18 protein-coding genes and 1 tRNA gene are annotated in these 19,696 nt (G+C 65.0%); 15 read left to right on the forward strand and 4 right to left on the reverse strand.

The window, feature by feature from the left end; translation table 11 throughout:
- Positions 1–9 precede the first annotated feature (9 nt).
- The 10 genes from XaplCFBP3123_RS11955 (at position 10) to pnp (ending at position 12,653) form a co-directional block, all read left to right on the forward strand.
- Positions 10–1,512, forward strand: a complete 1,503-nt coding sequence (locus XaplCFBP3123_RS11955; protein ID WP_104534211.1) for an NADH-quinone oxidoreductase subunit M — start codon at positions 10–12, stop codon at positions 1,510–1,512.
- 36 nt (positions 1,513–1,548) lie between these two features.
- On the forward strand, positions 1,549–3,009 hold the full coding sequence (gene nuoN, locus XaplCFBP3123_RS11960) for an NADH-quinone oxidoreductase subunit NuoN (RefSeq protein WP_104534269.1): 1,461 nt from the start codon (positions 1,549–1,551) through the stop codon (positions 3,007–3,009).
- A 202-nt stretch (positions 3,010–3,211) separates the two neighbouring features.
- Positions 3,212–3,288: transfer RNA gene (locus tag XaplCFBP3123_RS11965), tRNA-Met, on the forward strand.
- 210 nt (positions 3,289–3,498) lie between these two features.
- Positions 3,499–4,089, forward strand: a complete 591-nt coding sequence (rimP, locus tag XaplCFBP3123_RS11970; protein ID WP_104534212.1) for a ribosome maturation factor RimP — start codon at positions 3,499–3,501, stop codon at positions 4,087–4,089.
- Between the two features lie 4 nt (positions 4,090–4,093).
- A complete protein-coding gene (gene nusA, locus XaplCFBP3123_RS11975; protein ID WP_104534213.1) occupies positions 4,094–5,605 on the forward strand; it encodes a transcription termination factor NusA in 1,512 nt (503 codons plus the stop codon).
- 95 nt (positions 5,606–5,700) lie between these two features.
- On the forward strand, positions 5,701–8,409 hold the full coding sequence (gene infB, locus XaplCFBP3123_RS11980; protein ID WP_172453217.1) for a translation initiation factor IF-2: 2,709 nt from the start codon (positions 5,701–5,703) through the stop codon (positions 8,407–8,409).
- 143 nt (positions 8,410–8,552) lie between these two features.
- Positions 8,553–8,945, forward strand: a complete 393-nt coding sequence (gene rbfA / locus XaplCFBP3123_RS11985) for a 30S ribosome-binding factor RbfA (protein ID WP_104534215.1) — start codon at positions 8,553–8,555, stop codon at positions 8,943–8,945.
- An 80-nt stretch (positions 8,946–9,025) separates the two neighbouring features.
- On the forward strand, positions 9,026–9,952 hold the full coding sequence (gene truB, locus XaplCFBP3123_RS11990; RefSeq protein WP_104534216.1) for a tRNA pseudouridine(55) synthase TruB: 927 nt from the start codon (positions 9,026–9,028) through the stop codon (positions 9,950–9,952).
- A gap of 156 nt (positions 9,953–10,108) precedes the next feature.
- A complete protein-coding gene (rpsO, locus tag XaplCFBP3123_RS11995) occupies positions 10,109–10,369 on the forward strand; it encodes a 30S ribosomal protein S15 (RefSeq protein WP_003485583.1) in 261 nt (86 codons plus the stop codon).
- Between the two features lie 169 nt (positions 10,370–10,538).
- Entirely contained in the window at positions 10,539–12,653 is a 2,115-nt protein-coding gene (gene pnp / locus XaplCFBP3123_RS12000; RefSeq protein ID WP_104534217.1) for a polyribonucleotide nucleotidyltransferase, read from the forward strand.
- Positions 12,654–13,012: 359 nt separating this feature from the next.
- On the opposite strand, the gene XaplCFBP3123_RS12005 is transcribed toward pnp, so the two are convergent.
- From XaplCFBP3123_RS12005 to XaplCFBP3123_RS12015, 3 genes are all read right to left on the reverse strand, one after another.
- A complete protein-coding gene (locus XaplCFBP3123_RS12005; protein ID WP_104534218.1) occupies positions 13,013–14,065 on the reverse strand; it encodes a DUF2272 domain-containing protein in 1,053 nt (350 codons plus the stop codon).
- 62 nt (positions 14,066–14,127) lie between these two features.
- Positions 14,128–15,012, reverse strand: a complete 885-nt coding sequence (gene nadC, locus XaplCFBP3123_RS12010) for a carboxylating nicotinate-nucleotide diphosphorylase (protein WP_104534219.1) — start codon at positions 15,010–15,012, stop codon at positions 14,128–14,130.
- A complete protein-coding gene (locus XaplCFBP3123_RS12015; RefSeq protein WP_104534220.1) occupies positions 15,009–15,278 on the reverse strand; it encodes a Trm112 family protein in 270 nt (89 codons plus the stop codon). Before XaplCFBP3123_RS12015 ends, nadC begins: the two co-directional genes overlap by 4 nt.
- 58 nt (positions 15,279–15,336) lie before the next feature.
- Between XaplCFBP3123_RS12015 and purE the strand changes: the two genes are divergently transcribed.
- Together purE and XaplCFBP3123_RS12025 are read left to right on the forward strand one after the other, a co-directional pair.
- Positions 15,337–15,840: a 5-(carboxyamino)imidazole ribonucleotide mutase gene (gene purE / locus XaplCFBP3123_RS12020; protein WP_039510673.1), complete on the forward strand. Its 504-nt coding sequence runs from the start codon at positions 15,337–15,339 to the stop codon at positions 15,838–15,840.
- Complete coding sequence (locus XaplCFBP3123_RS12025; RefSeq protein WP_104534221.1) at positions 15,837–16,982, forward strand: 5-(carboxyamino)imidazole ribonucleotide synthase; 1,146 nt, start codon at positions 15,837–15,839, stop codon at positions 16,980–16,982. The genes purE and XaplCFBP3123_RS12025 overlap by 4 nt, the downstream gene beginning before the upstream one ends.
- Positions 16,983–17,121: 139 nt before the next feature.
- Here XaplCFBP3123_RS12025 and XaplCFBP3123_RS12030 read toward each other — a convergent pair whose 3' ends face one another.
- Positions 17,122–17,700 carry a superoxide dismutase gene (locus XaplCFBP3123_RS12030; RefSeq protein WP_104534222.1) on the reverse strand — a complete coding sequence of 193 codons (579 nt, stop codon included), beginning with the start codon at positions 17,698–17,700 and terminating at the stop codon, positions 17,122–17,124.
- 121 nt (positions 17,701–17,821) lie between these two features.
- On the opposite strand from XaplCFBP3123_RS12030, the gene grxD reads away from it, so the two are divergent.
- Genes grxD through XaplCFBP3123_RS12045 form a run of 3 tightly spaced genes read left to right on the forward strand, consistent with a single transcriptional unit; the run spans position 17,822 to position 19,478 of the window.
- The gene (gene grxD / locus XaplCFBP3123_RS12035; RefSeq protein ID WP_104534223.1) at positions 17,822–18,142 is read left to right on the forward strand and encodes a Grx4 family monothiol glutaredoxin; all 321 of its coding nucleotides are present in this window, start codon (positions 17,822–17,824) and stop codon (positions 18,140–18,142) included.
- Entirely contained in the window at positions 18,139–18,882 is a 744-nt protein-coding gene (locus XaplCFBP3123_RS12040) for an SDR family NAD(P)-dependent oxidoreductase (protein WP_172453218.1), read from the forward strand. The genes grxD and XaplCFBP3123_RS12040 overlap by 4 nt, the downstream gene beginning before the upstream one ends.
- Positions 18,879–19,478: a YhgN family NAAT transporter gene (locus XaplCFBP3123_RS12045; RefSeq protein ID WP_104534224.1), complete on the forward strand. Its 600-nt coding sequence runs from the start codon at positions 18,879–18,881 to the stop codon at positions 19,476–19,478. Before XaplCFBP3123_RS12040 ends, XaplCFBP3123_RS12045 begins: the two co-directional genes overlap by 4 nt.
- Positions 19,479–19,696 lie beyond the last annotated feature (218 nt).

Here is a 19,696-nt window from a genome sequence, read left to right on the forward strand (position 1 = left end):
TAAGAAAACGTGTCGAACTGGCCTTTACTGTCTATCTTGATCTGGCTGCCGATTATCGGTGGCGCCTTGATCCTTGCGTTGCGCAACGCCGAGACTGCCCGCTGGGCGTCGTTGGCGGTGGCGGTGACGACCTTTGTGCTGAGTCTGCCGCTGCTGGGCTACGACACGGCCAATGACGCCATGCAGTTCGTCGAACTGCATGCCTGGATCCCGGCCTACAACATCGGCTACAACCTGGGCGTGGACGGCATCGCAGTCGCGTTGATCGTGCTGACCACGCTGGTGACGGTGCTGGCCCTGATCGGCGCCTGGCGCTCGATCGACAAGCGCGTCAATCAGTACGTCGCCGCCTTCCTGATCCTTGAAGGCGTCACGGTCGGCATCTTCGCCGCCACCGACGCGATGCTGTTCTATGTCTTCTTCGAGGCCATGCTGATCCCGATGTTCCTGATCATCGGTGTCTGGGGTGGTCCGCGGCGCATCTATGCGGCGATGAAGTTCTTCCTCTACACCTTCCTCGGCTCGGTGCTGATGCTGGTGGGCCTGGTCTACCTGTATCTGAAGGGCGGCAGTTTCCAGCTGGCCGATCTGTATGCGCTGCAGCTGACCGCCAAGGAGCAGACCTGGATCTTCTTCGCCTTCCTGATCGCGTTTGCGGTCAAGGTGCCGATGTTCCCGGTGCACACCTGGCTGCCGGATGCGCACGTCGAGGCGCCGACCGCCGGTTCGGTGATCCTGGCCGCGATCGCATTGAAGATCGGCGGCTACGGCTTCCTGCGCTTCAACCTGCCGATCGTGCCGGATGCGAGCCATGAGTTCGCCTGGCTGGTCATCGCGCTGTCGCTGATCGCGGTGGTCTACGTGGGCCTGGTGGCCCTGGTACAGGAGGACATGAAGAAGCTGGTGGCGTATTCGTCCATCGCGCACATGGGCTTTGTCACCCTCGGCACCTTCATCGCGTTCACCCTGGTGCGCGAGTACGGCAGCACCGACGCCGCCCGTCTGGGCCTGCAGGGTGCGATGGTGCAGATGATTTCGCACGGTTTCGTGTCCGGCGCGATGTTCTCCTGCATCGGCGTGCTGTACGACCGCATGCATACCCGCCGCATTGCCGATTACGGCGGCGTGGTCAATGTGATGCCCTGGTTCGCCACGTTCTCCATGCTGTTCTTCATGGCCAACGCCGGCCTGCCGGGTACCAGTGGTTTCGTCGGTGAGTTCATGGTGATCCTGGCCAGCTTCCAGAAGCATCCGCTGGTGGCCTTCGCTGCCGCCACCACGCTGGTGATCACTGCCGCTTACACGCTGTGGCTCTACAAGCGCGTGTTCTTTGGCGAGGTGGCCAACGCCCACGTGGCCGAGCTGAAGGACATCAATGGCCGTGAGGCGTTTGTGCTGGGGGTGTTCGCCGTTGGCGTGCTGGCCCTGGGCGTGTATCCGAAGCCGCTGACCGATCTGATGGAACCATCGATCGCCAAGCTGGCTACCCAGATTGCCGCGACCAAGCTGTAACAGCTTGCCGTACGTTTTGATTTCCAGGATTTGATGATGACCACGCCAACGCTCGCGCCGTTGACCACCGCTGACCTGGCTCCGCTTGTTCCGGAGCTGGTGCTGATCGGCGGCGCCTTTGCACTGCTGATGCTCGACCTGTTCGTGAGCCAGCGGAACAAGGTCTGGACCCACCTGTTCTCCGTTGCCGTGCTTGCGGTGGTGTTTGCGCTGTTGGCGACCGGTACGGGCGGGCAGGGCGAGATCTTCCACGGCATGTTCGTGCGCGACACAGCGGCCGACGTGATGAAGACGGCGATCGTGCTGGTCAGCGGTCTGAGCCTGGTCTACGGCTGGACATACTTGCGCGAACGTAATCTCTATCAGGGCGAGATCCCGGTGCTGGTGTTGTTCGCCACTGCCGGCATGATGCTGCTGACCTCGGCGGGCAGCCTGCTGATGGTGTACCTGGGCCTGGAGTTGCTCGCGCTGTGCTCGTATGCGCTGGTCGCCTCCAATCGCGACAACGGCCTGGCTACCGAAGCGGCGATGAAGTATTTCGTGCTCGGTTCGCTGGCGTCGGGTCTGCTGCTGTACGGTATGTCGCTGGTCTACGGCGCCACCGGTACGTTGAGCCTGAGCGGCATCCACGACGCGATCGAAGGCTCCAGCGAGCGCACGCTGCTGCTGACCGGCACCATTTTCATGATCGCCGGCGTGGCCTTCAAGCTGGGTGCTGCGCCGTTCCACATGTGGTTGCCCGACGTGTACCAGGGCGCGCCCGCACCGGTCGCCTTGTTCATTAGTTCTGCGCCCAAGCTCGCAGCCTTCGGTATGGCATATCGCCTGCTCGAAGTCGGCATGGGCCCGCTGTCGCCGCAGTGGCATCTGTTGATCGGTGGCCTGTCTGCAGTGTCGCTGGTGATCGGCAACCTGATGGCGATTGCGCAGACCAATCTCAAGCGCATGCTCGCGTACTCGACCGTCTCGCACATCGGCTTTCTGTTGATGGGCGTGGCCGGCGGTGGCGAGGAAGGCTATGCCGCGGCAATGTTCTATGCGGTGAGCTACACCATCATGTCGACCGCCGCGTTCGGCGCGATCATCGCGTTGTCGCGCAATGGCTTCGAGGCCGAGAACATCGACGACTTCAAGGGACTCAACGCGCGCAATCCGTGGATGGCCGGCCTGGTGCTGTGCATCATGGCCTCGCTTGCGGGTATCCCGCCGTTCCTGGGTTTCTGGACCAAGCTGGCGGTGCTGGGCGCTGCGGTCAACGGCGACATGCTGTGGCTGGCCCTGGTTGGCGTGCTCTGCGCGGTGATCGGCGCCTTCTACTATCTGCGCGTCATCAAGGTCATGTACTTCGATGAGCCGGTGGGCGAGCCGTTGCCTGCCAACAACGACCGTGTGCTGGGCACCGTGCTCGGGGTCAACGCGCTCGCATTGCTCGCACTTGGCCTGGCCTGGAGCCCGATCATGGTGTGGTGCCAGCGTGCATTTGCAGGCCTTGCCTAAGTCGCGCGTACTTGCATGACCTCGCGGCGCGTGCGCCACGCGCGCCGTCGATGGGTGACTGAAATAAAGTCGTGATTGCTGTTTCGTTTTTGTTGCAATGCGGTTATCATTTGCCGCGACGTTGAAGACCCCCAAGGTTTTCAATCGATGAAAAACTAGGGCTTGCACTTTTCGCTCAAGTTCTTCATAATTCCGCTTCTGCTGCGGGGTGGAGCAGTCTGGCAGCTCGTCGGGCTCATAACCCGAAGGTCGCAGGTTCAAATCCTGCCCCCGCTACCAAGTTTTGAAGTACTGCTTTAATGCAATGCCTTAGGGCAGTACTTCAGCTTCTTGGATCGCAAAGACGCATGTTCCCGTCTTTGCGCCGGCCCTGAGAGGTCGGGTTTTTTTTACGCAAGGGGCCCATCGGGCCCCTTGTTTTTTCCGGAACCGGAAAGTTTGCTGCCGGTTGCCGGGGTTCTACTGGCAATCATCTGATCAGGGCAGTCTGTGAGCGAAAAAGCGACCGAAATCGCGAATCTGCTGAGTCCAACGGTTGAGTCCCTGGGCTTGGAACTGCTGGGTGTGGAATATCTTCCCGCTCCAGGTGGCGCCACGTTGCGCCTGTACATCGATGTGCCGCTGGCCGAACAGCCCGAGCGTGTGATCAACGTCGATGACTGCGAGCGTGTGAGCCGCGAAGTCTCGGCCCAGCTCGACGTCGAAGATCCCATCACCGGCAACTACACGCTTGAGGTGTCCTCGCCGGGTGTGGACCGTCCGTTGTTCACGCTGGAGCAGTTCGGCCGTCATGCCGGCGAGTCCGCCAAGATCGTGTTGAAGCTGGCGCAGGATGGTCGGCGCCGCTTCCAGGGCCAGATCGTGCGGATCGAGTCCGAGGCGGACGCGGTGGTGTTCGCCATCGACGGCAAGGACGTGCAGATCGGCTTCGACAACATCGACAAGGCGCGCATTCTGCCGGATTGGGTCGCGCTGGGCCTGGCCCCGCAAAAACCGAACAAGCCCGGCCCGAAAAAACCCGGGCACGAGAAGAAGAAACCATCCAACGAGTCGGCGGCTGGCAAGCCGCGCGCGGAGTGACGAAATGAGCAAGGAACTTTTGCTGGTAGTGGATGCGGTGGCCAACGAAAAGGGCGTGCCGCGCGAAGTGATCTTCGATGCGATCGAGGCCGCGTTGGCTTCCGCAGCGAAGAAGCGCTATCCCGACCAGGACGTGCTGACGCGCGTGACCATCGACCACAAGGACGGTAACTACGAAACCTATCGTCGTTGGGAAGTGGTTGCCGACGATGTCGTGATGGAGTCCCCGGATCGCCAGGTGCGTCTGATGGATGCCATCGACGAAGCCGACGGCGTGGAGGTGGGCGACTACATCGAAGAACAGATCGAAAACCCGGACTTCGGCCGTATCGCGGCGCAGGCTGCCAAGCAGGTCATCGTGCAGCGCGTGCGCGAAGCCGAGCGTCAGCAGGTGGTCGATGCCTGGAAGGACCGCGTCGGCGAGTTGATCACCGGTGTGGTCAAGCGCGCCGAGCGCGGCAATATCTTTGTCGATCTGGGCGGCAATGCCGAAGCCTTCATTCCGAAGGACAAGGGCATCCCGCGCGACGTGCTGCGTCCGGGCGACCGCGTGCGCGGCTATCTGGCCGAAGTGCGTTCCGAGCCGCGTGGCCCGCAGCTGTTCATCAGCCGCGCCGCGCCGGAATTCATGATCGAGCTGTTCAAGCTCGAAGTGCCGGAAGTGGGCCAGGGCCTGGTCGAGATCAAGGCCTGCGCACGCGATCCGGGCGACCGCGCCAAGATCGCGGTGATCGCGCACGACACCCGCACCGATCCGATCGGCGCCTGCATCGGTATGCGTGGTTCGCGCGTGCAGGCGGTGTCCAACGAGCTCAATGGCGAGCGCGTGGACATCGTGCTGTGGAACGAGAACCCGGCCAACTTCGTCATCAATGCGATGGCGCCGGCCGAGGTGCAGTCGATCATCGTCGATGAAGACAAGCACTCGATGGATCTGGCCGTGGCGGAAGATCGCCTCGCCCAGGCGATCGGCAAGGGCGGCCAGAACGTGCGTCTGGCCAGCCGGCTGACCGGTTGGCAGCTCAACGTGATGACCGCCGACCAGGTGGCCGCCAAGTCCGAAGCCGAGCAGACCTCCGCGCGCCAGTTGTTCATGGACCGCCTGGAAGTGGATGAAGAAATCGCAGCGATCCTGGTGACCGAGGGCTTCAATACGGTCGAGGAAATCGCCTACGTGCCGGTCGGTGAGTTGCTGGCGGTGGAAGGCTTCGACGAAGACATCGTCGAAGAGTTGCGCGCCCGTGCCCGCGATGCGTTGCTCAACGCCGCGCTGGCAGAAGAAGAAGGCCTGGAAGGAACTCAGCCCACCGAGGACCTGCTGGCGCTGGAGGGGATGGACGAGGAAACGGCCTTTGCTCTGGCCGAGCACGGCGTGCGCACCAGTGAGGACTTGTCCGACCTGGCAGCGGACGAGATCGTCGACTTCGGCATCGAGGGCTTGACCCAGGAGCGCGCCGCGGCGCTGATCCTGGCGGCCCGCGCCGAGGAGATCGCCCGTTTGGAGCGCGGCGAATGAGCCGGCAATGAACCGCGCCCTGACCCCATCAGGGCTTAGAATCAGCGTTTCCCTTGCTCTGGGCGAGGGGGCGCCAACCAGATCATAGGATCCGAATGTCGCAGCAAACCACCATCCGCAAGCTTGCCGAACTGGTCAATACGCCGGTCGATAAACTGCTGGTTCAACTGGCCGAGGCCGGAATGAAGTTCAGCGGTCCCGACCAGGTCGTGACCAGCACCGAGAAGATGAAACTGCTTGGCTTCCTGCGCCGCACGCATGGCAAGGCCGACACGCCGGTCGAAGCGGCGAGCGAAGCAGCCAAGAAGATCACGCTCAACCGGCGCAAGCTGCAGGAAGTCACGGTCAGCGCCGGCCGCACCAAGACCACGGTCAACGTGGAAGTGCGGCAGAAACGCACCTACGTGAAGTCCGAAAACGAAGGCAGCGGCCGTGCCGCGCCCATGACGCCGGACGAAGAGCGCGCTGACATCCTGGCCAAGCTCGCCGCCTCGCGTCAGCGCAATCTCGACGAGCAGCAGGCGCTGGCCGAAAGCGATCGTGTGCGCGATGAAGCGATTCAGCGCAAACGTGAAGAGGAGCAAGCCGCCAAAGACCGTGCAGAAGCCGAGCGTAAGGCTGCCGAGGAAGCCGCTGCGGCTGCCAGTGCGCCTGCGCCGGTTGCTGCTGCGCCGACGCCGTCGGCACCTGCCGCGCGTGCACCGTCTTCGCCGTCTTCGGCACCGCGTCCGGCCCGTCCGGCTGGCGCCTCGCCTGCTTCGCGTCCGGCCACGCCGGCACGTCCGGACGATCGCAACAATGCCGCCAAGCACAAGACGCGCGGTTCGCACGTCATGGTGGCTGGCGTCGAAGACGACGATGCGACCAAGCGTTTTGCCGGGCAGTTGCATCTGTCCGCAGCCGATCGTGCGCGCCGTTCCAATGTGCGCGGCAAGCCGACCGGCCGTCCGGGTTCGTCGTCCTCGCGTCGTGGCAACGACAACGGCCGTGGCGGCAATCACGGCAACAGCGGCCCGCACGGGTTCGAGCGTCCGACCGCACCGGTGGTGCGCGAAGTGGCGATCGGCGAGACCATCACCGTGGCCGATCTGGCGCAGAAGCTCGCGCTCAAGGGCGGCGACGTGGTCAAGGCGTTGTTCAAGATGGGCGTCATGGCGACCATCACCCAGAGCATCGACCATGACACCGCCGCGCTGGTGACCGAAGAACTCGGCCACAAGGCCGTGCGTGCCGACAATGCCGACTTCGAGGATGCGCTGCTGGCGCATGCCGAAGATGCGCAGGGCGAGACCTCCTCGCGTCCGCCGGTGGTGACCATCATGGGCCACGTCGATCACGGCAAGACCTCGCTGCTGGATTACATCCGTCGCACCAAGATCGCCTCGGGCGAGGCCGGTGGCATCACCCAGCACATCGGTGCGTATCACGTCGAAACCGGCCGTGGGGTCATCAGCTTCCTGGATACGCCCGGCCATGCCGCGTTTACCTCGATGCGTGCCCGTGGCGCCAAGATCACCGACATCGTGGTGCTGGTGGTTGCGGCCGATGACGGCGTGATGCCGCAGACCAAGGAAGCGGTGGCGCATGCCAAGGCGGCGGGCGTCCCGTTGATCGTAGCGGTGAACAAGATCGACAAGGCCGGCGCGGACCCGCTGCGGGTCAAGAACGAATTGCTGGCCGAAAACGTGGTGGCCGAAGAGTTCGGTGGCGATACCCAGTTCATCGAAGTGTCGGCCAAGGTCGGTACCGGTGTGGACACGCTGCTGGACGCGATCTCGCTGCAGGCCGAAGTGCTGGAACTCAAGGCGGTGGCCGACGGCCGCGCCAGTGGTACCGTCATCGAATCGTCGCTGGACAAGGGCCGTGGCCCGGTCGCAACGGTGCTGGTGCAGCAGGGCGCGCTGAAGCGTGGCGATTACCTGGTGTGCGGCATCCAGTATGGCCGTGTGCGTGCGCTGTTCGACGAGACCGGCCACCAGCCGGCCTCGGCCGGCCCGTCGATCCCGGTGCAAGTGCTCGGCTTGTCCGGCGTGCCGGAAGCCGGCGACGACTTCGTGGTCGTCGACGACGAGCGTCTGGCCAAGGACGTGGCGCAGCAGCGCGAAACCAAGCGTCGCGAGTCGCGTCTGGTGGCCTCGGCCAGCAACCGCATGGAAGACATCCTGGCCCAGATGGGCAAGGGCGAAGGCCAGCAGGTGCTGAACCTGGTGATCAAGGCCGACGTGCAGGGCTCGGTAGAAGCGCTCAAGCAGTCGCTGGTGGCGTTGTCCAACGACGACATCCGCATCAACGTGATCCACTCCGGCGTGGGCGGCATCACCGAGTCCGATGCGAATTCGGCAGCGGCCTCCAAGGCCACGGTGATCGGCTTCAACGTGCGTGCCGATGCCTCGGCGCGCAAGATCGTCGAGTCCAACGGCATCGATCTGCGTTACTTCTCGATCATCTATGACGTGATCGACCAGGTGAAGCAGGTGGCGTCCGGTCTGCTCGGCGTGGAAATCCGCGAAGAGATCATCGGTATCGCGCAGGTCCGCGACGTGTTCCGCAGTTCGAAGTTCGGCGCGGTTGCAGGCTGCATGATCATCGAAGGCGTGGTGAAGCGCAGCAAGCCGATCCGCGTGCTCCGCGACAGCGTCGTGGTGTTCGAGGGCGAGCTGGAATCGCTGCGCCGCTTCAAGGAAAACGTCGAGGAAGTGCGCAACGGTACCGAGTGCGGTATCGGCGTGAAGGCCTACAACGACGTCAAGGCCGGCGATCAGATCGAGTGCTTCGAGCGTATCGAAGTCGCCCGCACGCTGTAACGGCTGCCGGGGCCTGCGGGCCCCGCACTCCGCCAGGCGGAGTGTTGCAACGCAAGTTCTGCAAGGCGAGGGCGGCATGGCCGCCCGCGTCCGTTTTTGGCTTCGGTGCCAACTGGCCCTCCGAATCAACCAGGTCCACGACCATGCCAACCAAATCATTCCATCGCACCGACCGGGTTTCGGCGCAGGTGCGTCGCGACCTCGGCACGCTCGTGCACGCGGCCGTGCGCGACCACGGCCTGCCGTCGGTCAGCGTGTCCGACGTCGAAATCAGCCGCGACCTGGCGCATGCCAAGGTGTTCGTCACCGCGCTGCAGCAGGAGCGCTCGGCCGAAGCGGTCAAGGGGCTCAAGGAAATCGCCGGTCAGCTGCGCACGCAGTTGGCACGCGCCATGAAGCTGCGTCATGTGCCCGAGCTGCATTTCCACTACGACGATTCGGTCGACCGCGGCGAGCGCATCGACAACCTGCTGCGTGACCTGGACGATGTCGGCCCCGGGGCCACGTCCAGCGACGAGGACGCCGAGCAGCGCTGAGCGCTGCCGGCCGGCCGCCTGTTGATCAGCGGCCCCGATTTCAACGGGTGCGCACAGTGCCCGATTCGAGCACTGATCTTTTGAAACCCCGCATCGTCTATCGCCCGTTGCACGGCATCCTGTTGCTCGACAAGCCGGCTGGAGTCAGCTCCAACACGGCATTGCAGTCCGCGCGCCGCTTGTTGCGTGCCGAAAAGGGCGGCCACACCGGCAGCCTGGACCCGCTGGCCACCGGCTTGCTGCCGCTATGTCTGGGCGAGGCAACCAAGATTGCCGGCCTGCTGCTCGGTTCGGCCAAGGCCTACGATGCCGAGGTCGTGCTGGGTGTCACCACCGATACCGACGATGCCGATGGTCAGGTGTTGCGCGAGCGTGCAGTGCCTGCACTGAGCGAAGACGCGCTGGGTGCAGCGCTGACGCCCTTCATCGGGCGCATCCGCCAACAGGCGCCGATCTATTCCGCGCTCAAGCAGGGCGGCGAGCCGCTGTATGCCAAGGCGCGCCGTGGCGAGGCGATCGAGGCGCCGGTACGCGAGGTCGACGTGCAGGCGATCGACGTGCTCGGCTACGCCGCGCCGCGGCTGCAACTGCGCGTGACCTGCGGCTCGGGCACCTATATCCGCAGCCTGGCGCGCGATCTGGGCGAGGTGCTCGGCTGCGGTGCGCATATCGCCTCGCTGCGCCGGCTCTGGGTCGAGCCGTTTCGCGCGCCGCAGATGATCACGCTGGAGGCGCTGTCGGCTTCCCTGGAAGCGGGCACCGACGCACAGGACCTGCTGCTGCCGATCGAGGCCGGACTGGCCGATTTTGCGCGGATCGTGCTCGATGCGGCGCACGCGGCGCGTTTTCGCATGGGCCAGCGCCTGCGTGATGTGACATTTCCGGCCGGCCAGGTGGCCGTGTTCGGACCCGACGGAATCCCCTCCGGGCTAGGCCTGGTGGACGCGGAGGGGCGTTTGTCGCCGCAGCGATTGTTCAATGGACTGAACGAAGCGGTGTCTTGTTAAGGTTTGGTCAACTTGTTCCCGGGCCCGCACGACGTTACAATTTTGCGGCCCGAATCGGGGCACCTCAGCGCCAAGCGCGCTCATCCCAAGCAAACGGCGAGTCCGGCGGTGCGTCATGCACGTTCCTGTCGACCACGCATCTATCGAGTAAACATCATGTCCGTCGACACCCAGAAAGTTATTGAAGACAACAAGCGCAGCGCCCAGGACACCGGTTCGCCGGAAGTGCAGGTCGCCCTGCTGACCGCGCGCATCGAGCTGCTGACCGGCCACTTCAAGACCCACAAGAAGGATCACCACAGCCGTCGTGGCCTGCTGCAGATGGTCAACCGCCGCCGCAGCCTGCTCGACTACCTGAAGAAGAAGGACAACGAGCGTTACAAGTCCTTGATCGAGAAGCTCGGCCTGCGCCGCTAATCGAGTCCTACCGCCGCGGCGCAGCGATGCGCCGCGGCTTTGTTTTGGTCATTCGCATTACGTTATCCGCAGCATGCAGTTCATGGGCCGGAGCCTCCCGGCCGCCCGTTCTCGGCATGGGTCGACGACGGTCCAACGAAGACAGCAACACCTAAGGGAAAAAACCTCCGTGGCAAAAATCACCAAAACCTTCCAGTACGGCAAGCACACCGTCACCCTGGAGACGGGCGAAATCGCTCGCCAGGCAGGCGGCGCCGTCATCGTCAAGTTCGACGACACCGTACTGCTGGTCACCGCCGTCGCCGCCAAGAGTGCGCGCGAAGGGCAGGACTTCTTTCCTCTGACGGTCGATTATCAGGAGAAGTTCTACGCCGGCGGCCGCATCCCGGGCGGCTTCTTCAAGCGCGAAGGACGTGCGACCGAGAAGGAAACGTTGATCTCGCGCCTGATCGATCGCCCGATCCGTCCGCTGTTCCCGGAGGACTACAAGAACGAAGTGCAGATCATCGCCACCGTGATGTCGATGAACCCGGACATCGACGGCGATATCGCCGCGCTGATCGGCGCATCGGCCGCGTTGTCGCTGGCCGGCACCCCGTTCAACGGCCCGATCGCTGCGGCGAAGGTCGGCTACAAGAACGGCGAATACATCCTCAACCCGACCGTGACCGAGCTGAAGGATTCGCAGCTGGAGCTGGTCGTGGCCGGTACCGCCAATGCGGTGCTGATGGTCGAGTCCGAAGCCGAGCTGCTGTCCGAAGAAGTGATGCTGGGCGCGGTGACGTTCGGCCATCGCGAAATGCAGAAGGTCATCAACATCATCAACGAGCTGACCGTCGAAGCCGGCACCAAGCCGTCCGACTGGGTGGCTCCGGCCAAGAACGACGGCATGATCGCCGCGCTGAAGGAAGCGGTGGGCGAGCAGCTCGCGTCGGCATTCCAGGTGCGCGACAAGCTGCAGCGCCGCGATGCGATTTCGGCGATCAAGAAGGACGTGCTGGGTGCGCTGGCACCGCGCGCCACGGTCGAAGGCTGGGCTGCCGGTGATCTGTCCAAGGAATTCGGCGAGCTGGAATACCAGACCATGCGCGGCTCGGTGCTGAGCACCAAGGTGCGCATCGATGGCCGTGCGCTGGACACCGTGCGTCCGATCAGCGCCAAGGCCGGCGTGCTGCCGCGTACCCATGGCTCGGCGCTGTTCACCCGCGGCGAGACCCAGGCGATCGTGATCACCACGCTCGGCACCGCACGCGACGGTCAGGTCATCGACGCCGTCTCGGGCGAGTACAAGGAAAACTTCCTGTTCCATTACAACTTCCCTCCGTATTCGGTGGGCGAGTGCGGTCGTTTCGGTGCGCCGAAGCGTCGCGAGATCGGCCACGGCCGTCTGGCCAAGCGCGGCGTGCTGGCGGTGATGCCGAGCCTGGAAGAATTCCCGTACACCATCCGTGTGGTCTCGGAAATCACCGAGTCCAATGGTTCGTCCTCGATGGCATCGGTCTGCGGCAGCTCGCTGGCGCTGATGGACGCTGGTGTGCCGATCAAGGCGCCGGTCGCGGGTATCGCGATGGGTCTGGTCAAGGAAGGCAACGACTTCGTCGTGCTGTCGGACATCCTGGGTGACGAAGATCACCTCGGCGACATGGACTTCAAGGTGGCCGGTACTGCCGAAGGCGTGTCCGCGCTGCAGATGGACATCAAGATCGAAGGCATCACCGAAGAGATCATGAAGCAGGCATTGCAGCAGGCCAAGGCCGGCCGTCTGCACATCCTCGGCGAGATGGCGCATGCCCTGACCACCCCGCGTCTGGAGCTGAGCGATTACGCGCCGCGCCTGCTGACCATCAAGATCCACCCGGACAAGATCCGTGAAGTGATCGGCAAGGGTGGCTCGACCATCCAGGCCATCACCAAGGAAACCGGGACGCAGATCGACATCCAGGACGACGGCACGATCATCATCGCCTCGGTGAATGCCATCGCCGCGCAAGCTGCGAAGTCGCGCATCGAGCAGATCACCTCGGACGTGGAGCCGGGCCGCATCTATGAAGGCAAGGTCGCCAAGATCATGGACTTCGGTGCGTTCGTCACCATCCTGCCGGGCAAGGACGGCCTGGTGCACGTCTCGCAGATCTCCAGCGAGCGCGTGGAAAAGGTCGGCGACAAGCTGAAGGAAGGCGATCTGGTCCGCGTCAAGGTGCTGGAAGTGGACAAGCAGGGCCGTATCCGTCTGTCGATCAAGGCAGTGGAAGAAGGCGAAGGCCTGCCGGCGTCGGCCGAGTAATCGCCACTGTTTGACGTGTTACGAAAAGCGGGCTTCGGCCCGCTTTTTTGTTGCGTGTTCGGCAATGACGCGTGACTTGATCCTTCTCCTGCGGGAGAAGGTGCCCCGCAGGGGCGGATGAGGGGACGGGCGAAGCTTCGTATGGTTGAACCTTGGCCAGGGCTTCGCCTTCGTACCCTCACCCCAACCCCTCTCCCGGCGGGAGAGGGGCTTTGATTCCTTCTCCTGCGGGAGAAGGTGCCCCGCAGGGGCGGATGAGGGAACGGGCGAAGCATCGCGCCGTTGAATCAAGGCCAGGGCATCGCTTTCGTACCCTCACCCCAACCCCTCCCCCGATGGGAGAGGGGCTTTGAGCCTTCTCACCGAGGCTGCTGTGTCGGTGCAGGCTGTGTTTCGGGGCGCGGTGGCACGACGCGTGGAAAACCGGGCGGCATCGTGTGGTCCGCGGGCGAGGTGGTTGGCGAAGGTAGCGGCTCAACCGGAGGTGGCGCGGTCATCGCCGCATCCGGGCGCAGCTTCAACAGGGCCGCCCAGTCGCGTCGATTGAAATCGCAGAGTTCTTCGTGTGCCGGCGTGCACTCTCTGGCGATGCCCAGGCCGTCTTCGCTTTGGTCCTGGCTGCCGTCGGACTGCGGTGTCGGCAATACCACGCGGCCGGCGCGGTCCAGCGGCATCTTGCGCATCATCACCGTATTGAACACATTGCCGCCGATCAGATACAGGGTGCGATCGCCACCGACGTTGGCGGCGATCACCACATCGCAATGCGATTGCCACGGCATCGGCGCGCTGCCGCCAAGCCCGGCCTTGAGGCCGGCGTAGCCGAGCGCGGCGCTGCGCCCGCGCAACAGGCACAGCAGATCGCCGGGGGCGGGCTTCTCCACCGCCGGGTCGGTGAACTGGTACGGGCCGCTGGCGCCATCGTTGTAGGCGCTGCGGATGTAATCCAGGTGGCGCGCAGAGCGATGGAAGCCGCTCAGGCCAGCCTGCGTCATCACCCAGGAGATGAAGGCGGCCGACCACGGGTTGTCGACCACGAACGCACGGCAATCGCTGGCGGTATAGCGCGTGCCATCCAGTGCCGCGCAACTCGATGCGCCGGGGCGGCCGCCCATCGATGCCAGCGTGCCGCTGTCGCGCCAGTAGCCTGCCACGCGTTGCCACGCGACCACGCCGTGGTCGGCCAGATAGCCCGATTCGGCTTCGGTGACGCCCAGGCTGGCCAGACGGCCCTTGGCATCGATGAACGGGTGCTGCCACAAGCGATGCTCGTTGCAGGCACTGCGCACGATGGCGATTGCTGCAGGGCTGGTGCCGAAGCGTGGCGGCACATCGCAGACTTCCGCAGCGGCGGCGGTGCCGCCCCATGCGGCCAACACCAGACAAAGCCACGGCCAAGGTTTTACGGTCATCGCAGATCCTGCACAGAACAATCGCAGCAGGCTGACAGAGCTGGCTGCGGGCACGCGTGAAATCAGCGCGGCGGCGGGCCGAGTTTGAGCGACAGATCGACGGCGCGCACGTGCTTGGTGAGCCCGCCGATGGAGACGCAATCCACGCCGTCGGCCGCAATGGCGGCAATGCCGGCCAGATCCACGCTGCCGGAGACTTCCAGCGGAATGCGTTGTCCGCGTGGCAGGGCGGCAACGATGCGCACTGCTTCGCGACGCGTCGCCGGGTCGAAATCGTCGATCAGGATGCGCGTGCAGCCGACCTGCAAGGCTTCGTGCAGCTGTTCCAGCGTCTCCACCTCGACCACCAGCGGCAACTGCGGTTGCTGCGCACGTGCGGCATGCACGGCGGCGCTCAGCGAGCCGGCGGCGCGGATATGGTTTTCCTTGAGCATCACCGTGTCGAACAAGCCGATGCGGTGATTGTCGCCACCGCCGCAGCGCACGGCGTACTTCTGCGCGGCGCGCAGGCCCGGCAGCGTCTTGCGCGTATCCAGGATGCGCGTGCCGGTGCCGGCCACGGCAGCGACGTATGCAGCGGTGGCGGTCGCGGTGGCCGACAGCGTCTGCATGAAGTTGAGCGACGTGCGCTCGGCGCTGACCAGGCTGCGGCTGCGGCCATGCAGCAGCGCCAGCACCGTGCCGGCGGCGACGTGCTGGCCTTCGTGCACCTGCCAGTCGATCCGCACCTGCGGATCGAGCGCGCGGTGCGTGGCGTCGAACCACGGCCGCCCGGCGATCACGGCGTCCTGCTTGCACAGCAGGTACGCGCTGTCGGCCCGATCCGGCAACAGCGCCGCAGTCACATCGCCGCTGCCGATGTCCTCGGCCAATGCGCGTGCCACATCGGCGTCCACCAGTGCGGCCGGCGGCGCCTCCGGCACGGTCGTGCGTACGGAAGGATTCACTTTTCGGGGAAGTCGGCGATCTGCGCAGTGCCGATGGCTTCTTCGGCCAGCAGCACCGGAATGCCGTCGTCGATGCGGAAGATCTGCTTGCGGTCGCGCGTGATCAGCGCCTCGCGCAGTGGCTGCGTCTGCGCCGTGCCGTCGGCACGTTGCAGGGTTCCGCCGGCGATGGCGGTGTTGAGTGCTTCCAGGCCTTTGCCGTCGAGCAGCGAGAGCGGCTGGCGGGTGTCGGGCGAGCACAGCAGGTCGAGCAGTTTGCGATCCATCGAAGTCTTGTCTTGCGTGGAAGATGGCTAGAATACGTCTTTACCGCAGGGCAGGGCCATGACCTCCAACCACTCCGCGCCGCTGGTCGGCATCGTGATGGGTTCCCGTTCCGATTGGGAAACCATGCAACACGCAGCTCAGAAGCTCGACGCGCTGGGCGTGCCTTACGAAGTCAAGGTGGTCTCGGCGCACCGCACACCCGACGTGTTGTTCAGCTATGCCGAACAGGCGGGCGCACGCGGTCTGCGCGCGATCATTGCCGGCGCCGGTGGCGCTGCGCATCTGCCGGGCATGCTGGCGGCCAAGACGGCGGTGCCGGTGCTCGGTGTGCCGGTGCAGTCCAAGGCGCTCAACGGCATGGATTCGCTGCTGTCGATCGTGCAGATGCCGGCCGGGATTCCGGTGGCAACGTTTGCGATCGGCAATGCCGGCGCGGCCAATGCGGCCTTGTTCGCCGCTGCGATGCTGGCGCCGGAGCAGGCGCAGATCGGTCAGGCGTTGGCGCAGTTCCGCGCCAGGCAGACCGACGATGTCATGGCTAGCGACGACCCGCGCCAATGACCACAGTCGGCATTCTGGGCGGCGGCCAGTTGGCCCGCATGCTGGTATTGGCCGGCGCGCCACTGGGCTTGCGGTTTGCGGTGTTCGACCCGGCGCCCGATGCCTGCGCGGGGCAGGTGGCGCCGCTGCAGGCGGGCGATTTCGACGATGCCGCTGCGCTTGCCGCATTCGCCGCACAGGTGGATGTGATCACCTTCGATTTCGAAAACGTGCCGGCCGCCAGCGCACAGCAATTGGCCGCGCAGGTGCCGGTGTTTCCCAGTGCCGTCGCGTTGGCGGTGGCGCAGGACCGGCTCAGCGAAAAAACCCTGTTTCGCGAGCTCGGCATTCCGGTGCCCGAGTTCGCCGCCATCGACGACCGTGCGGGACTTGATGCCGCATTGGCCCGTATCGGCACGCCGTGCGTGCTCAAGACGCGTCGCTTCGGCTATGACGGCAAGGGCCAGTTCCGCATCAAGACGCTGGCCGATGCCGATGCCGCGTGGGACGCGCTCGGCACGCAGGCGGCGAACGTCGGGCTGATCGTGGAAGCCTTCGTACCGTTCGAGCGCGAGGTCAGCGTGGTGGCAGTGCGTGGGCGCGATGGCGAGTTCCGTGCCTGGCCGCTGACCGAGAACTGGCATGTGGACGGCGTGCTTTCGGCCAGTCTTGCGCCGGCGCGTGTGGATGCCGGGTTGCAGGCTGCGGCAGAGGCGCATGCGCGCGCGATCGCCGAGCGCCTGGACTACGTCGGCGTCTTCGCGCTCGAGCTGTTCGTGCGCGATGGCCAACTGCTCGCCAACGAGATGGCGCCGCGCGTGCACAACTCCGGGCACTGGACCATCGAAGGCGCGGAGACCTCGCAATTCGAAAATCACGTGCGTGCGGTGCTCGGTTTGCCGCTCGGCAGCACCGCGATGCGCGGGCATGCCTGCATGCTCAACTGGCTGGGCGCGATGCCGGGCGCTGTTGCATTTTTGGCAGTGTCCGGTGGGCATTGGCACGACTACGGCAAGCAATCGCGCGAGGGCCGCAAGGTCGGCCACGCGACGCTGCACGCCGAGACGCCGCAGCTGCTTGCGCAGGCGCTGAGCGAAGCAGGCGCCGTGCTGCAGCGTGATGCGCAGGTCGGACCGGTACTCGCGCGCTTGAGCGAAGGGTAATGCGCAGAACCATCGGTGGCGCTGCCGTGGCCTCGCCGATGCGCAGGTTCGGGACGAAGATGCACGGCAGTGCGCGGTGCCGCCAGGCGCCGTTGCGACAGATCATCTGATCGTTGACCTGTTGCAACGGCGCAAGCGGCTAGCCCAACGGGCTGGCCACGAAGTCCCAGTTGATCAGTTTCCAGAACGCGTCCAGGTATTGCGCGCGGTCCTGCCGGTAATCCAGATAGTAGGCGTGCTCCCAGAGGTCGCAGGCGAGCAGCGGTGTGTCCGGCCCGGTGAGCGGCGTGGACGCGTTCGGCGTGGCGACGACCGCCAGCGTGCCGTCCGGCCGCTGCACCAGCCATACCCAGCCCGAGCCGAAGGTACTCAGGGCGACGCGGTTGAACTCCTGCCTGAAATGCACGAAGTCGCCGAACGACTTGGCAATGCGGTCGGCCAGCCGGCCCAGCGGCTCGCCACCGCCGCGTGGGCGCAGGCACTGCCAATAGAAATTGTGGTTCCACACCTGCGCGGCCAGATGGAACAGCGTGCCTTGCGCCTGCGCGATGATGTCTTCCAGCGCCAGCTCGGCGAACTCGCTGCCTTCGATGCGCGCATTGAGCCGATCGACCTCGCTGCGGTGACAGCCGCCGTGGTGCGCATCCAAGGTGGCGGCGGAAAAATGCGGCTCCAGCGCGGCGCGGGAGTAGGGCAGTGCAAGGTGTTCGATCGGCATGATGGCAAGGGCAGCGAAGGGAGTGCGGCGGCAGGTCGCGCCGAGGGCTTACAATGCGCGCCTTTGCGGAAGTCTATCCGACCCGGCGGTCGGGCCTGCCGCTCCCTGTCAGGAGAGTCCAATGCCGGTGATGGAATGGATCCAGGCCGAAGTCGAACAACACCCGATCGTGCTGTTCATGAAAGGCACCCCGCAATTCCCGATGTGCGGTTTTTCCAGCCGCGCCGTGCAGGCCCTGGTGGCTGCCGGCGCCGATCAGTTGCGCACGGTCAACGTGCTGGAAGAGCCCGAAGTGCGCGCCAATCTGCCGCGCTATTCCAACTGGCCGACCTTTCCGCAGTTGTTCATCCACGGCGAGCTGATCGGTGGTTGCGACATCACGCTGGAACTGTTCGAAGCCGGCGAGCTCAAGCGCATTGTCAGCGAGGCCTACCAGCCGTGAGCCTGGCGCAGGCCCAGCTCGATGCGCCGGCGCTTGCCGGGCGCGTGGTGCTGATCACCGGCGCAGCCGGCGGTCTCGGTAGCGCTGCGGCGCAGGCATGCGCATCTGCCGGCGCGACCGTGGTGTTGCTCGGCCGCAAGCTGCGTCCGCTGGAGCGCATCTACGACGCAGTCGCCAAGCTAGGTCCGGAGCCGTTGCTGTATCCGCTGGATCTGGCCGGCGCCACGCCCGACGACTACACCACGCTCGCGCAGCGGCTGCAGTCCGAGCTCGGTGGCCTGCACGGCCTGCTGCACTGCGCCGCCGACTTCGCCGGCTTGACCCCGGCCGAACTCGCGGCGCCTGCCGACTTCGCACGCAACCTCCATATCAACCTCACCGCGCGCGCCTGGTTGACACAGGCCTGCCTGCCGCTGTTGCGGCAGCAAGCCGATGCGGCGGTGGTCTTCGTCGTCGATGATCCTGCACGCGTTGGCCAGGCGTATTGGGGCGCCTATGGCGCTTCCCAGCATGCACAACGTGGACTGCTCGCCAGCCTGCATCACGAAACCGCCGCCGGCCCCGTCCGCATCAGCGGACTGCAGCCCGGCCCGATGCGCACCGCCTTGCGCGCGCGCGCCTTTACGCATCAGGAAGACAGCGACGCGGTGGACGCCGCGCGCTATGCGTCCGCCTGCGTCATCTTGTTGTCCATGGCAGGTGCTTCGCACCGCGGTGCGATCTGGAGCCCTTCCGCATGACCATTCTTTCGGCGGCGCTGCTGCTGTTCCTGATCCTCGATCCGCTGGGCAACATCCCGGTGTTTCTCAGCGTGCTCAAGCCACTGCCGCCGAAGCGCCAGCGCTTCGTGCTCGCGCGCGAGTTGCTGATCGCCCTGTGCGTGCTGATGGCGTTCCTGTGGGGCGGCAAGTACGCGCTGGAGCTGATGCACCTGCGCCAGGAATCGGTGGCGATCGCCGGCGGTATCGTGCTGTTCCTGATCGGCATCCGCATGATCTTCCCGCGCCCGGAAGGCCTGATGGGCGAGATCCCCGATGGCGAGCCCTTCATCGTGCCGCTGGCGATCCCGCTGGTGGCCGGCCCGTCCGGCATGGCGGCGGTAATGCTGATGGGCAGCAACGAACCCACCCGGCTGTGGGATTGGAGCCTGGCCTTGATGATCGCCTGGATCGGTGCCTCCACCATCCTGGCCTCGGCCCCGCTGCTGTACAAACTGCTCGGTCATCGCGCACTGACCGCGGTCGAGCGCCTGATGGGCATGTTGCTGGTGGCCATTTCGGTGCAGATGTTCCTGGATGGCCTGGGGACGTATTTCAAGTTGCCGGTGTCGATCTGAGGCCGGTCGGTGATAGGTGGGCCGGGCGTGGGAGCGACTTGTGACACTGCCTGGCGAGAATCTGAAGCGGCGCCACTGACGCGTAGCGGTGCAAGCCGTCGGCGGCGCCGGACTACCTCGGTGGGAGGTGGCTCCCAACAGCCGCCATCGGGCTTTCCGGCCAAAAGACCCCGGTTCCCGCTAAAGCGGCTTCGATAGCGCGATGCCGGTCGCAAACG

Origin of the sequence: Xanthomonas arboricola pv. populi, from assembly GCF_002939945.1 — a bacterium.
Classification (GTDB): domain Bacteria; phylum Pseudomonadota; class Gammaproteobacteria; order Xanthomonadales; family Xanthomonadaceae; genus Xanthomonas; species Xanthomonas arboricola_A.